The following is a 12503-nucleotide window of genomic DNA, read 5'->3' as shown; positions in this document are numbered from 1 at the left end:
CGAAGATGCCAGTTTATCAAATTGACGGTCTGACGCCGGTCGTGCCGGACGAGAGCTATGTTCACCCGACGGCGGTGCTGATCGGGGACGTGATTCTGGGCAAAGGCGTTTACGTCGGTCCCAACGCCAGCCTGCGCGGTGATTTTGGCCGTATCGTGGTGAAAGACGGTGCCAACATTCAGGATAACTGCGTGATGCACGGCTTCCCGGAGCAGGACACGGTGGTGGAAGAGGACGGGCATATCGGCCACAGCGCCATTCTCCACGGCTGCGTGATCCGCCGCAATGCGCTGGTGGGCATGAACGCGGTGGTGATGGACGGCGCGGTCATCGGTGAAAACAGCATCGTCGGCGCGGCGGCGTTCGTGAAGGCGAAAGCGGAGATGCCCGCCAACCATTTGATTATCGGCAGCCCGGCCAAAGCGATTCGCGAACTCAGCGAGCAGGAGCTGGCGTGGAAGCAGCAGGGCACGCGGGAGTATCAGGTGCTGGTGGAGCGCTGCAAGCTCACTATGCACCAGGTGGAGCCGCTGCGCGAGGCTGAGCCTGACCGGAAACGGCTGGCGTTTGATGAGAATTTAAGGCCGAAGTCGGCGGTGTAGGACGGGAAGTTCGCGCCACGGCACTAACGGGAAGATGTTACCCGCCTCATCATGCTATTAATCCTCAATAAAGACTCATCACGACAGAGGACGCAGAGTTATGCTGAGGGGTAAAAGAGCTGTTATCACGGGTGGCGGCGGGGGATTTGGTCAGGCGCTGTGCGTCTGGCTTGCCCGAGAGGGCGTTGAAGTGGATTTTAGCGCCCGTCGGGCGGTGGATATTCAAAAAACCTGCAGCCTCATCGCGGCTGAAGGTGGTGAGGCGAAAGGGTATCTCTGTGATTTAGCCCTGCCGGAATCCATTTCTCAGTTTTCTTCGCAGATCTTACATTCAGACAGGCCAATCGATATTTTAATTCTGAATGCTGCTCAGTGGTTGTCAGGGACAATAGACGAACATTCGAGCACAGAAATCTTCAATACCGTCAGTTCAGGCCTGACAGGTTCAATCCTGCTAACCCAGGCAATGCTTCCGGGTTTAAGACGCTCAGACAGTGCAGACATCATTGCGGTTATCTCTGCGTGCGGTATTCCGAACTTTACAGATTCGATTGCCCATCCCGCTTTTTTTGCCAGCAAACACGGGCTCAGCGGTTTTACAACGAAACTGTCAGAACACTTATCTAAAGAAAACATTCGGGTAACCGGATTATATCCGCCTGATTTTGAACTGACCGGTTTAGATGCGCATGTCGATAATCAATCAAGAATGGGGGAGCGTCTGGTGAATGGATGGTCAATCTGGGAAACGATTCGTTTTGTACTGACTCAGCCTCGAAGTTGCCATATTAGTACTATCTACTTTCAGGGGCCGACTCGCGAAGATCTTGCGCATCAGGCCTGAATCTGACGGCGGGCGTTCACTACTATTGCTGATAAACGCGTTTTGGGATCCCATTAATCGCAAAGCGGCTGCCAGGGCTCTGGCTGTCTTTTTTCGCCATATCCATTAATAGCGCGATGCCAATGTAATTACTCCAGTTAAAGGTATTTTGCAGCACCACCACCGCATTGCCTTTTTCTTTGTCATAGCCGATAAAGCTGGAGTAGCCGCCGATATAGCCGACCTGATAGGTGATTTTTTCCAGGCCGATAAAGTCGGTGGTCCAGGCAATACCCTGTACTCCGTCGGGGCGTTGAATATCGGTATTTCTCACTTCGGCAAAGACGCTGTCCAGCAAGGGATTATGCGTCGTCGATACGTGATAGCGGGCATAGGTCGCCAGATCTTCGGCGTTGCTGTACAAGCTCGCTGCCGCCACCATGTTGTTGGAAAAATGCCAGTCCGGGGTGAGCTGCCCGCGCGGGATAAATTTCGGCTGATCGCCCGCGTGGCCGAGCGCACGCTCCGGGTATCCTTTTAGCTGCTGGGGAATAAAGCTGCTGTTAGCCATTTGCAGCGGACGGAAAATATAGCGCGAGGCTAAACTCTGGATATCTTCGCCGGTTTTGTGCTTCAGGATATAGCCGATCAGGGCGTAGCCGGTATTGGAGTATTGCGGCACTTTATTCTCTGGCGCCCGCCAGTCGGCGAGGTAGCGCAGCACGTTATCGCTGTCCAGCTCGCTATAGAAATTATCGCCGGTGCTTAAGTAGCTGATGAATTTTCCAAGCATCGGAACATCCATATTCTGACGCGGCAGGCCGGAGGTATGGGTTACCAGTTCAAGCAGGGTAATTTTTTGTGCATCCGCGCTAAGCGGCGTGCCCGGCGGTAGCAGTGTTGCCAGGCTATCGTTCCAGTTCAGTTGCCCTTCATTCACCAGACAAGCCACCACTTCCGCCGTGATCCCTTTGCTGAGCGAGCCGAGCGCAAACAGGGTGTCAGGCCTGACCGGATAGCGATTGACCGCATCGGTTACGCCCCAGGTGTAAAACTGCGGCGAGCCGTGATTATGGATCACCGCGACCGTCATCCCGGGAACGGATTTTTGCACCATATAGTGACGCACCACGCTGTCAACGTCGCCATCCAGCGAATCATGGGTGAGAAGTTCCTGAGTACCTTCCGGGGAGGACATCTGTGAGAGCGTGCCACAACCGCTGAGGAGTGGGAGAGTAAGCAGAAGCCAGCGAATTTTTATTGTTATGTTCTGCATACCTGATAGCGAGTGTGGTGGTCATTAGCGCGCCAGGAATGTATCACAAATAGCCTGCCTGAATGTAAACTTTCTAAACGGCGGCGGCCCTGTTGATGGTCACCGCGACTTTACGGCCTGCTTTGAGGATTTCAGTATGACTCGCTTTTATCAACTTACCGCCACCAGCCTGGATGGCCGTGTTATCTCAATGGCCGACTATGCGGGAAAGGTGGTTTTGGTCGTCAATACCGCCAGCCAGTGTGGCTTTACGCCGCAATATGCTGGCCTTGAAGCGCTATATAAGAAATACGCCGATCGAGGATTAGTGGTGCTGGGCTTCCCCTGCAACCAGTTCGGCAAACAGGAACCCGGCGGCACCGACGAAATCTCGAAAACATGTTACATCAACTACGGCGTGAGCTTCCCGATGTTTGAGAAGGTGGAGGTTAACGGTAGCGCAGCGCACCCGCTGTTTCGTTATCTGAAAGATGAATTGCCCGGCGTGCTGGGAGGGCGTATTAAGTGGAACTTTACTAAGTTTCTGATTGGCCGCGACGGCAAACCACTGAAGCGTTTTGCTCCGATGACCACGCCAGAGAAAATGGATCCTGCAATTCTTGCGGCACTGGAAATGTAAGGTATCTGATAGCCGAACCTTTCTCTTAGAGCATGACGAAACACTCACATCGGAGAGAAGATAACGCCCGCTCTGTGTTCCTGACGGACTAAACGTTATTTTTAACGCGTTGTGCCGGGAGCGGACGTTATTATTTATAAAAGCTGACGGCCCGCTGATGAAGAGAAACGTAGAGTGGTTGCTCCACGCTAGCATAACGAGCTTATAAATTATAATTCTATTTTTTCGACAAGAAAAATGTTTCCTGGATTCGTTGGTTATTATCCTTCAATATTTTGTCTGATGCTTCCAGTACGGACTTTAACACTGGGGTTTCTTTACCAAATTTTATGGACTGGGTATCTATTGTGAGATTGTACACCGGAATGTTTTCAGCGCGATATACATTGTAAATCTTCAGTGTAAGTGTTGCAGGGACTTTTAAAGAAAGTTTGTCGCTAGTTGTTTTTTTATCATCGGATTTATCTTTGTTATAGTCATCAATAATTGACTGAATTTCTCTCTTAATGCCGTCTTGATAAGAACCGACAGATAAATCGGTAAGTTTGAAGATGGTTGAGTTATCGCTTTCTGTTTTTAATTCAACATTGAGAAATGTATTTTCACTATAAACTTTTCCTAATGATACATGACCGTTGTCATTGCTTAAAATGTTCTGTTTCTTAAATTCTATATTTCCTGATAATATTGCAGAGGATAACAACACTGACGCGCCAATTATTACGCTTGATATGATAATTTTCATTTTTATTCCTTGATAAGTTAAATTCATTTTTTCGGGGTTTGACGTTGTTAGTTTGCCAGACTCATCAATAACTAACGCCATGCCTGTAGTTGATTATTTTTTGATCTTTTCGATCTTGAAATTTCGCTAAGAAAGCCCCATCCATCTTTTGTCACTTAGTGTTTGAGAGAGCATGTCACTCCTTTGTTTGTTAGCATTTGGAACCATATTACAATCTATTATTTTGAGTTAAAACTGTTATTTTTTGTAATGCGTCAGTTAAAGGAAATGAAGATGCCAGTGGGGTGGTAAATATGCAATTACTGTACTTGAAGAATCTGTCACCAACACCTGGATTGGATGGCAGGTATCCTGGGAGTGTCCCAGGCAAGGAATTAGCTTAACGTAACGAAAAAGGCCCCGTCAGGGGCCTGGTCTGCTTTAACAATGGACTGTTGTTCGCCTGGATTAGAAGCGGTATTGCAGGCCCGCTGTAATGGTATAGTTATGGTTAGAAATACCTGCCGCATCCCCGCCAATAGAGCCGGAGTCACCAGTATTGGTATCAATAATCTGCGTACCGCCTTTACCTTCTTCGTAACTGCTATAGGTAAATTCTGCAAAAACTTTGGCGTGCGGAGTGACGTAATACCCGGCATCAACAGAGGCACCATAATAGCGGGAATCTGTTGTCTTCTCGCGGAAAGTCAGATCGCGCATGTAATGTTCGTCGTTATCATGTGCACGCACCCAGTCACTGAATTTGAAGAGGGCATTAAATTCAAAGTCATTGAAACGGTACTGTCCTGCAAGGCCAATGTAGGGCATAGAAAAACGCTGGCTATAACCAATGCCGCGTTCGCCTGCCGGGAAGTTCCCTTGATAGGCACCGTTATCATAATTGTAAGTACCACCAGTCGCCGTCCAACTGAAGCGTGTTTCCTGATAGCCTGCGGTTACGCCCGCTTTATAGTTATCGCCCTGGAAGATCCATCCTTTTACGTTGAGATCATATTCATTGGCGTAGTTAACGTTCGTGGCCGGATGGCTTGAATGGTCTGTCCAGGAGGATTGTTTTGCATTCATCCAGTCATAGTCATCCATATGACCTGAACCTGATGCCAGGGATGTCCAGCCGCGGGCGTTCAATGTTAAAAATGAGTAAGCATCCCAGGTGATATCGCCTTTCAGAATGGCGACATTTTTTATTTTCCAGTCCAGTTGGCTAATTTTTCTTCCCGTGGCTTCGTCATACACCATTTCGTGAGATTTTCCGCTCAGCATCCCGGCAGAGGCTGAAACCGCTAAACTATCCGGTGAAAAATCTGGTGTAACGATTGTTGGTCCTGCATATACTCCCCCTGAAAACGCGGCCATCATCATTCCCGCAACGATATTTCTTGTCATTTTTATTTCCCTAAAGCAAATTAATCAATGAGTTGCGGTAAAATCTTAAAAGTCATAACAATAATAATCAACTGCTAGTTTTGGTAATTTTTTATTATTTGACGTAAGGAACAATATTTAACTTTGGGCAGCCTGAAAGAGGCGATTTCTGATATTTAAATGATTTCTGGCTTAATGCGAAATAACAGTCAGCTGCGGATAAGATGACCAACTTCGCTATGGTATGCACGTCTGCAACCAGCGTCACAAACACATTCCCATTTACCCCCGCAGCCACGGCGTAATCGTCAGCCCGGTAAGCAAGCCTTCCGGGCTGAGCAGGCGAGTGACGGTTTGCCCCCACGGTTCCGTGCGGTTAGCCACCAGCAGGCGATAGCCTTTTTCGCTCAGAACGCGGGTAGCCGAGTCCAGATCCTTTACCTCGTACTCAATCCATCCCTGTGGTATCGGATGCTCCGTGGGCCACTGTTCTTCTCCAAAACAGGATGCAGCCGCCTGTGCGAGCGGCCAGACGGCGAAATGCTTCACGCCTTCCAGCTGGCCCTCCTCAGTGAGCAGATATTCGGTATTCCCCTCCATCGGCTTCAGCGGAAGGCCGAGTGTCTGGACATAAAACGCGGTGCTGGACTCCGTATCCCGCGAAATGGGCCCGAAGCCGGCGACGAACGAGACATCAATTTCTGGTAGCGTCTGCGACATATCCACTCCTGAATGAGGTGAAATTCACCCTGAATTTATCTTACGATCGGCGGAAATACGACCCTCAATTCTGGTGTTGCATTCACCCTGCCTGCACGTCCACGACGGGTTTAAAATTAAGCGCGATAACGATCAGCAGCACGATTCCCGCACTCATGATCAGCCATGCGCTGGTCAGCGAGAACGAACTGTCGCGAACGATCCCCGCTATTAGCGGCATAAGCGCGGCAATCATGTATCCACCTCCCTGAACTTTAGACAGTAACTTCCCGGCCTGGGCGGGCGTTCGCGCATGATCGAACGTGACGATGAGCGACAGCGGGAAGAGGGCGCCGATCCCGGTGCCAAGCAGCAGCGTGGATAACACCGGTGTTGTACCCGGCGCAAATACCAGACACAGTAATCCCGCCAGCAACAACAGCAATACGGCGATCAGCGGCACGCGGCGGTCGGGGAATTTACCGATCAGCGCGGAGACGGCAAACCCGGCGACAACCTCGGTTAACGTTAGCCAGGCCAGCATGTAGCCGCTGCTGCGTGCGGACCATCCCGCCTGAATGTAAAGCGGGGGCAGCCAGGCCAATACCAGCGTGTAGGCGCCCGTACCCACGCCGAAAAAGAGCAACAGTAGTGCTGTACGGGAGGACGAGAGCGTGACGGTTTCGTGGGCTGTTTTTTCCTCCTGAGGATGCTTAACCAGGGTTAACCAAAGTATCAGCGCAAGCAGCGCTAACAGCCCGGCCATTGCCAGCGCGGGCTTCAGCGTGAGCCATGAAAACAACGGCTCTGCGCTGGCGGCGGCGACTGCCGCTCCGGCCATAATGCCCGTGCTGAAGAGCGACATCACCGTGCTGGCCGTTTGCGTATATTCCTTTTTTATCAGGGCAGGCATTAACGCCTGGATCGTGCCTATGCTGGCCCCGCCCAGTAACGCGGTGCCCATAAGACTCTCCGGCGAGGCGCTAAAACCGCGCAGCAAACAGGCCGCAAGCAGTATAAAGAGCCCGAGCATAATTCCCCGAACGGCGCCGAGTCGGGCTAAAAGCCAGGGACCTGACAAGGCGGCCAGCCCCATCATCGCGACCGGTAGGGTGGTCAACAGACTGAATTGCGTAGCGGTCAGCCCCGCTTCGCGCTGCAGCACGGAAAACAGCGGTCCGACAGAAGCCAGAATGGGGCGCAGGTTCAGCCCGACGATAAAAGCGATAACGGCGAAGAGTAAAGGCGACGTGCGTTTCAACGTGGAATCCTTTTCGGTTGTGAATGGCCCGCGCAGATCGGCACGAGCATTTATCTTAACGTTAAGATAAAATATGTTTTTGCGTAAGATGTACCGCACAACAGGATAAATTCGCACGCCATCAGGGGTGAAAATGCAAGACCATGTAGACTTTGTTGTCGGCCAGTGGAGCCGCGCCATGCCGGAGCTGGACGCCTCGTCGATGAAAATTTTTGGCCGAATGCTCCGGCTAATGAAGCATCTGGGAAAAGAACGGGCGCAGGCCATGGCGCAGTTTGGTTTTCGCGAGGGCGAGTTTGACGTGCTCGCCACGCTCCGCCGCGCCGGTGAGCCGTACTGCCTTTCCCCCACGCAGCTGTATAAATCGCTGTTGGTAACCTCGGGGGCGATGACGAACCGGCTCAGCCATCTAGAACAGCAAGGGCTTATCAGGCGAATTGCCGATCCGGATGATAAGCGCAGCACCCTCGTAAGCCTGACGCCGCACGGGCAGGAGCGCATCGAACAGGCGCTGATCGTCCATACGCAAACGCAAAATGCGCTGCTGAGCAGCTTATCTGACGCACAGCGCGCGCAGCTTGAGTCCCTCCTCAGGGAGCTGCTGATGACGTTCCCGTCTGAGGACCTGAGCGACAAGTCACCGAGTGCCGAAAATACAAACACTGCATAGCTAAACCTCACAGAAAGGGAACGTATGTCTTTACCGCCACTGTATGCGCTGCGCGCATTTGAAGTTGCCGCGCGGCTGAACTCCTTCAGCAAAGCGGCTGAAGCACTGAATATCACGCCGGGCGCGGTCAGCAGGCATGTCCGGACGCTTGAACAGTGGTTCGACTGTGAGCTCTTTAAACGCCAGGGGCCGCGCGTGGAGGTCAGTGATGCCGGACGTATTCTGGCCGGACAGCTCAGCGAAAGTTTCTCCAGTATTGAGTGGGCCTGTCGCGCATTCAGAAGTGAAAGCCACCTTCTGCGCCTCAAAGCCCCCAGCACCCTGACGATGCGGTGGCTTCTGAATGTGCTTAAATCCTTTCGCGAGAACCACGCGAAGCCAAAAATTGAAATTGCCAGCGTCTGGATGGACTTCGACACCGTTGACTTCAGCCGTGAGCCCTACGATTGTGCGATCCTGCTCGGTAATGGCTATTTCGGCGAGTCAACGGAAAGCAGGCTGCTCTTCAGTGAATGGCTCATTCCGGTTTGTACCCCGTCGTTGCTTGAATCTGCCCGGCATCAGCTTGCGCAGTGCGAGCTTATTCATCCCTCCCAGGACAGACGGGACTGGAAACGCTGGCTGAAAAGAACGGGGTCATTCCCCGGACTCGACGTGAGTCGAGGGATAGTATTCGACACCCTGGAGCAGGGAAGCCTGGCCGCCATGCACGGTCACGGCGTGGCGATGGCCGATCTCCGCCTCACGCTCGACGCGCTGAAAAGCGGTCTGCTCGCGCTGCCCTTCAGGGAAGCTATCGCAACCGGCGATGGCTATTACCTCGTCTGGCCGAAAAACTCGCTCAGAAGACAGAGTATTGAACGGTTGCTGGCGTGGCTTAACCTTAACGCGCCGGTGCTGCCTTCGTTGGATATCGTCTGTCTTGATTATAACGAAAAGCGGGTTTAATAAATGGCGGAATATTTATAGAGGGATATTCCCCATCCTGAACGTATTTATGCGTAGGGAATATTCGCCATCTGTTTATATCTTTCCGGCAATGCGCTGTTCAGGCTAAGTAATTTATCCAGAATATAAAACGCTGGCGTCCCCTTTGCGCGCTCTGCGTCGATCAACGCAGTGCGTAACAGATTGGCAGCCGAGGTCATGTCACGGAAATACTCCTGCGATTCACGCGTCTGAAATTCGCCTGACGAGGCGTAACGCACCTTTGGCCAGTCCGCAAAGTCCAGCAGCGGAAGGTTCCCATCTTCTTTTGGCAAGTGCGCTGAGAGCAGCTCTTCGGCGTTACCCGGATTGCTTTGGGCGAAAGCCAAAAGATGCAGTCTATGTATGAAAGGCGATAGCGCCTCTGAGCTTTCCTTTTCTGCTGAAAGTAACGTTATCAACTCATGCACATTTGCCTGGATGCTAAATTTATGAGGCGAGATAATATTCATTACAGGGAATAAAACATCAAGTGTCATAGGTGCTCCATACAGGCTTAGTATTATTTATTTTTCTATCCCAGGGGTGAATGGATGGTATTTCAGGTGCGTCACTTTATAAAAACGATAAATAGTGGGAATCAATGTGAGTTTTACTCAATGTTGCGCTTTGAAGTGCGATCATGCACCTCCTCACGTTGCAGCGTTTTGTTTCACAAACGCCATCGCTCATCGACCGTCCAGAATGGTATAACGTCGTGCGGCAATCGGGTTGCCGCCCGCTGACTTCATTCACAAAGGTGTATATGAAACAAATTACGTTCAGTGACCTGCAGCAACAAAGCGAGCAGGCTGCCAATTCTCCTCGCTTACGCGCGCACCGCAATTTACATCCTGAGCTGAGCGACCCGGTACAACGCCTGGCTATCGCGATGGAGCCTGGTACCTATGTTCGCCCTCATCGCCACCCGCACACGTTTGAACTGCTGACGGCTCTGAGCGGTCGCTTTCTGGTGTTGAATTTTGATGACAGCGGTAACGTGACCCAGCGCGTGGTGTTAGGTGAAGACTGCAAAGTGCTGGAGATGGATGCCGGTACCTGGCATGCCGTGCTGTCGCTGGATAAAGGCGGCGTCATTTTCGAGGTGAAACACGGCGGCTATCAGCCTGTTCCGGAGCACGATACCGCCCCGTGGTCACCGGCTGAGAACGCGCCCGGTACCGCGGAGCTGATGAAATGGTACGCTCAGGCGCAGGTGGGTGACGGAGGTTTTACCCTGTAATTTTCTCTACTTTTCCCGACGCGCGGAAAGGCGCGCCGGGATAGAAAGAGACGATCCCGCTAACTCAACTAACCGTATTAAAATGCCAGCCGCTGGCAGTCGACAGCATCACGAACGGGCCGGCCAGCGTGCTGTTGTGATGCGCAATGATGTCAGTGGCGGATAAATGTGCGTTATCCATTGTGGTATGCGCATCTGAAATCAATATCGTCCTGAAGCTCAGCTCCGGCGCGGCCCGGCAGGTGGTGTCGACACAAAATTCTGTTTTCATCCCGGCAATGACCAGCTGTCTGATGCCTCTCTGATTAAGTTCACGCAGCAATTCGGTATCCCGAAAACAGCTGGGATGGCGCTTGGCGAAAACAACATCCTGCTCCTTCACGTCCAGCTCGGGTATCAGCTGCGTTAACGGCCCCTTCTCTGAGAAGGGGGAGTCGTCTGGTCCAACATGGCGGGCAAAAAAGACGGGTACCTGAGCGTGGCGCGCGTTGGCTATTAACAAACGGATATTTGCCAGAACGGCATCGGCGGAACAGGGTGAGACCGGGCCCCGGAAGAGGCCCTGCTGCATGTCGATAATTAAGAGAGCATTGTCAGATGAAACCATTTTCTTTCTCCATTCAGAGGGTGGTGAACGGAGAGTTATTTCCCCGTCCAGTTAGGCGGGGATTGAGGTTCTGTTTGTCAGTAGTTAGCTACAGCTACGCTCACGCCGCCGAAAGTGCCGCTGGTGGTGAGGGGGGTTGTTGGCTGAACTGACTGATACATGGAATGACCTTTGTTTATTCATTCCGCTATATGCGGAATTATCACGTTAGTTATAGCGTTGCTTAACTCATTGCTTCAAGACACCAACTTGAGTAGGGGTACGATCAAGCGGCAGGAAGCTGTCAGCAAAGGCTCATAACCTGCTGTGCACGCCTTTGCTGACTGAATAGCCGGGATTATTTAAGGCCCTCTAGCCCTTGCAGGAAATCCTCCACCTGTTCAGGCGTCGCCGCGTCTGCCTGGTAAAGAATATCGAGCTTAACGTACTTCAGCCCGCAGAAGCCAAACACGCCTTCGATTATCTGCGTCTGAATCGCCTTCGAATAGCCGTGTTTGTCGAATCCGGTGAGATCGCTGCCGCCGGTGGCAATCAGGCGGACGGGAACATCGCGTAAGCTGCCCACGATCCGGCCATCGTCGGCCACCTTATACGCCCAGTTCAGGGTTAATACGCGATCGAACCAGCCTTTCAACAGCGCGGGGACCGACCACCAGTACACGGGGAAAACAAACACCAGCATATCCGCTCGCTCGACGCGCTGCTGCTCGCGCAGAATATCTTCAGGAAGGGCGCTCGGATCGCCGTGATACAAATCGAGATCGGCGCGGGTCATCGCCGGATTAAACCCTTCAGCATGCAGATCGGCAATTTCAACCTGCGTACCTTGCTCGCGTAATTTTCCGGCAATACGGGCTGCCAGCGAATGGGATAACGAATTGTCGACAGGATGAGCCGTCACGATCAGTGCGTTATTAATGGCATTTGTAGCAGACATAGCGACCTCGAATGGGTGAGAATTGACGCCTATATTACTATTGGTAACTTAGGTGTCAATCCGCCCCCAGCGATCATTTTGTGCTATTCACGTAGGTCTCCAGCACGCCGGTCATGGCGCCGCTGAGCGTATCTTCCGCCACGTTCCGGGCGAGCACGCCGTTGCCCGCTGCAGTGCTGAGCGCGTCCGCGGCGCCAATAATGGCCGTCAATACCGCTTCTCCCTGAACGCCTTTAAGCGCGACAAACGGGGAAAGCGCGGTACGCAGGCAGTCGGCACATTCGGCCACGCATGCTTCACGAAACGTCTGCAACGCGTGGGATCCGGACAGCGCGGCAGCAATTGGCCCGGTTTCAGGCCCGGCACTTATGGCGCAGTCGATATAGGCGGCGCTGAAAAAGCGGATCGTCTTCTCCAGCGTTTTGCTGTCGACCGCCAGCGTCTCGCGGAATTTCGCCAGCTGCCGGTCGCTATAATCCTGGTACAGCGCCATCAGCAGCCCTTCACGATCGCCAAAGTGATCGTAGGGGATAGGCTTGGTCACGTTGGCGCGTTCGGCCAGGTAGCCAAGGGTCAGCGCCTCCGTGCCTTGCTGACGAACGATTCCGCGCGCAACCTCCAGCAGCTGCACGCGGCGGTCCTCTTTTCTTAAGCGCTTAACAACCATGCTTTCCTCAGAAGTGTTATCTA

General features: G+C 52.4%; 15 protein-coding genes. 6 read left to right on the top strand and 9 right to left on the bottom strand.

From position 1 onward, the window contains the following. The first annotated feature begins 5 nt into the window (after window positions 1–5). Window positions 6–602, top strand: a complete 597-nt coding sequence (gene paaY, locus ACMWLG_RS08250) for a phenylacetic acid degradation protein PaaY (RefSeq protein ID WP_023335575.1) — start codon at window positions 6–8, stop codon at window positions 600–602. A gap of 100 nt (window positions 603–702) precedes the next feature. Continuing rightward, complete coding sequence (locus ACMWLG_RS08245; RefSeq protein WP_045399017.1) at window positions 703–1446, top strand: SDR family oxidoreductase; 744 nt, start codon at window positions 703–705, stop codon at window positions 1444–1446. Between the two features lie 22 nt (window positions 1447–1468). Here the strand turns inward: ACMWLG_RS08245 and ACMWLG_RS08240 are convergent, their stop codons facing one another. Then, on the bottom strand, window positions 1469–2701 hold the full coding sequence (locus ACMWLG_RS08240; RefSeq protein ID WP_045399021.1) for a serine hydrolase domain-containing protein: 1233 nt from the start codon (window positions 2699–2701) through the stop codon (window positions 1469–1471). A 136-nt stretch (window positions 2702–2837) separates the two neighbouring features. On the opposite strand from ACMWLG_RS08240, the gene ACMWLG_RS08235 reads away from it, so the two are divergent. Continuing rightward, window positions 2838–3320, top strand: a complete 483-nt coding sequence (locus ACMWLG_RS08235) for a glutathione peroxidase (RefSeq protein ID WP_045399024.1) — start codon at window positions 2838–2840, stop codon at window positions 3318–3320. 217 nt (window positions 3321–3537) lie between these two features. Here the strand turns inward: ACMWLG_RS08235 and ACMWLG_RS08230 are convergent, their stop codons facing one another. The 4 genes from ACMWLG_RS08230 to ACMWLG_RS08215 all read right to left on the bottom strand — a co-directional run bounded on the left by ACMWLG_RS08230 (window position 3538) and on the right by ACMWLG_RS08215 (window position 7390). Continuing rightward, entirely contained in the window at window positions 3538–4065 is a 528-nt protein-coding gene (locus ACMWLG_RS08230; RefSeq protein WP_045399027.1) for a hypothetical protein, read from the bottom strand. A gap of 447 nt (window positions 4066–4512) precedes the next feature. Next, window positions 4513–5451 (bottom strand): omptin family outer membrane protease, encoded by a 939-nt coding sequence (locus ACMWLG_RS08225; RefSeq protein ID WP_045399030.1) that lies wholly within the window; start codon window positions 5449–5451, stop codon window positions 4513–4515. Between the two features lie 261 nt (window positions 5452–5712). After that, entirely contained in the window at window positions 5713–6150 is a 438-nt protein-coding gene (locus tag ACMWLG_RS08220; protein WP_045399034.1) for a VOC family protein, read from the bottom strand. A gap of 82 nt (window positions 6151–6232) precedes the next feature. Then, window positions 6233–7390, bottom strand: a complete 1158-nt coding sequence (locus ACMWLG_RS08215) for an MFS transporter (protein WP_045399037.1) — start codon at window positions 7388–7390, stop codon at window positions 6233–6235. 133 nt (window positions 7391–7523) lie between these two features. On the opposite strand from ACMWLG_RS08215, the gene ACMWLG_RS08210 reads away from it, so the two are divergent. Beyond that, window positions 7524–8060 (top strand): MarR family winged helix-turn-helix transcriptional regulator, encoded by a 537-nt coding sequence (locus ACMWLG_RS08210; protein WP_045399039.1) that lies wholly within the window; start codon window positions 7524–7526, stop codon window positions 8058–8060. A 24-nt stretch (window positions 8061–8084) separates the two neighbouring features. Further along, window positions 8085–9008 carry a LysR substrate-binding domain-containing protein gene (locus ACMWLG_RS08205; RefSeq protein ID WP_045399043.1) on the top strand — a complete coding sequence of 308 codons (924 nt, stop codon included), beginning with the start codon at window positions 8085–8087 and terminating at the stop codon, window positions 9006–9008. A gap of 47 nt (window positions 9009–9055) precedes the next feature. On the opposite strand, the gene ACMWLG_RS08200 is transcribed toward ACMWLG_RS08205, so the two are convergent. Beyond that, window positions 9056–9526 (bottom strand): hypothetical protein, encoded by a 471-nt coding sequence (locus ACMWLG_RS08200; RefSeq protein WP_045399046.1) that lies wholly within the window; start codon window positions 9524–9526, stop codon window positions 9056–9058. Window positions 9527–9792: 266 nt separating this feature from the next. Here ACMWLG_RS08200 and ACMWLG_RS08195 point away from each other — a divergent pair, with 266 nt between their 5' ends. Further along, window positions 9793–10269 carry a WbuC family cupin fold metalloprotein gene (locus ACMWLG_RS08195; protein ID WP_023330341.1) on the top strand — a complete coding sequence of 159 codons (477 nt, stop codon included), beginning with the start codon at window positions 9793–9795 and terminating at the stop codon, window positions 10267–10269. A 64-nt stretch (window positions 10270–10333) separates the two neighbouring features. On the opposite strand, the gene ACMWLG_RS08190 is transcribed toward ACMWLG_RS08195, so the two are convergent. From ACMWLG_RS08190 to ACMWLG_RS08180, 3 genes are all read right to left on the bottom strand, one after another. Further along, window positions 10334–10876 (bottom strand): cysteine hydrolase family protein, encoded by a 543-nt coding sequence (locus ACMWLG_RS08190; RefSeq protein WP_045399050.1) that lies wholly within the window; start codon window positions 10874–10876, stop codon window positions 10334–10336. A gap of 337 nt (window positions 10877–11213) precedes the next feature. Continuing rightward, entirely contained in the window at window positions 11214–11813 is a 600-nt protein-coding gene (locus tag ACMWLG_RS08185; protein ID WP_045399052.1) for an NAD(P)H-dependent oxidoreductase, read from the bottom strand. 73 nt (window positions 11814–11886) lie between these two features. Beyond that, a complete protein-coding gene (locus ACMWLG_RS08180) occupies window positions 11887–12480 on the bottom strand; it encodes a TetR/AcrR family transcriptional regulator (protein ID WP_023335591.1) in 594 nt (197 codons plus the stop codon). Window positions 12481–12503 lie beyond the last annotated feature (23 nt).

This window comes from Enterobacter sp. 01-M-02-SI-ECC, assembly GCF_047530595.1.
Classification (GTDB): Bacteria; Pseudomonadota; Gammaproteobacteria; order Enterobacterales; family Enterobacteriaceae; genus Enterobacter; species Enterobacter cloacae_M.
This window is presented reverse-complemented; position numbering and strand designations above follow the sequence as displayed.

What these genes read in the sequence shown, in the direction of transcription:
- ACMWLG_RS08180 (WP_023335591.1), bottom strand. Translation starts at nt 12,480, where the DNA reads ATGGTTGTTAAGCGCTTAAGAAAAGAGGACCGCCGCGTGCAGCTGCTG.
- ACMWLG_RS08190 (WP_045399050.1), bottom strand. Translation starts at nt 10,876, where the DNA reads ATGGTTTCATCTGACAATGCTCTCTTAATTATCGACATGCAGCAGGGC.
- paaY (WP_023335575.1), top strand. Translation starts at nt 6, where the DNA reads ATGCCAGTTTATCAAATTGACGGTCTGACGCCGGTCGTGCCGGACGAG.
- ACMWLG_RS08235 (WP_045399024.1), top strand. Translation starts at nt 2,838, where the DNA reads ATGACTCGCTTTTATCAACTTACCGCCACCAGCCTGGATGGCCGTGTT.
- ACMWLG_RS08185 (WP_045399052.1), bottom strand. Translation starts at nt 11,813, where the DNA reads ATGTCTGCTACAAATGCCATTAATAACGCACTGATCGTGACGGCTCAT.
- ACMWLG_RS08220 (WP_045399034.1), bottom strand. Translation starts at nt 6,150, where the DNA reads ATGTCGCAGACGCTACCAGAAATTGATGTCTCGTTCGTCGCCGGCTTC.
- ACMWLG_RS08205 (WP_045399043.1), top strand. Translation starts at nt 8,085, where the DNA reads ATGTCTTTACCGCCACTGTATGCGCTGCGCGCATTTGAAGTTGCCGCG.
- ACMWLG_RS08230 (WP_045399027.1), bottom strand. Translation starts at nt 4,065, where the DNA reads ATGAAAATTATCATATCAAGCGTAATAATTGGCGCGTCAGTGTTGTTA.
- ACMWLG_RS08195 (WP_023330341.1), top strand. Translation starts at nt 9,793, where the DNA reads ATGAAACAAATTACGTTCAGTGACCTGCAGCAACAAAGCGAGCAGGCT.
- ACMWLG_RS08245 (WP_045399017.1), top strand. Translation starts at nt 703, where the DNA reads ATGCTGAGGGGTAAAAGAGCTGTTATCACGGGTGGCGGCGGGGGATTT.
- ACMWLG_RS08225 (WP_045399030.1), bottom strand. Translation starts at nt 5,451, where the DNA reads ATGACAAGAAATATCGTTGCGGGAATGATGATGGCCGCGTTTTCAGGG.
- ACMWLG_RS08240 (WP_045399021.1), bottom strand. Translation starts at nt 2,701, where the DNA reads ATGCAGAACATAACAATAAAAATTCGCTGGCTTCTGCTTACTCTCCCA.
- ACMWLG_RS08200 (WP_045399046.1), bottom strand. Translation starts at nt 9,526, where the DNA reads ATGACACTTGATGTTTTATTCCCTGTAATGAATATTATCTCGCCTCAT.
- ACMWLG_RS08210 (WP_045399039.1), top strand. Translation starts at nt 7,524, where the DNA reads ATGCAAGACCATGTAGACTTTGTTGTCGGCCAGTGGAGCCGCGCCATG.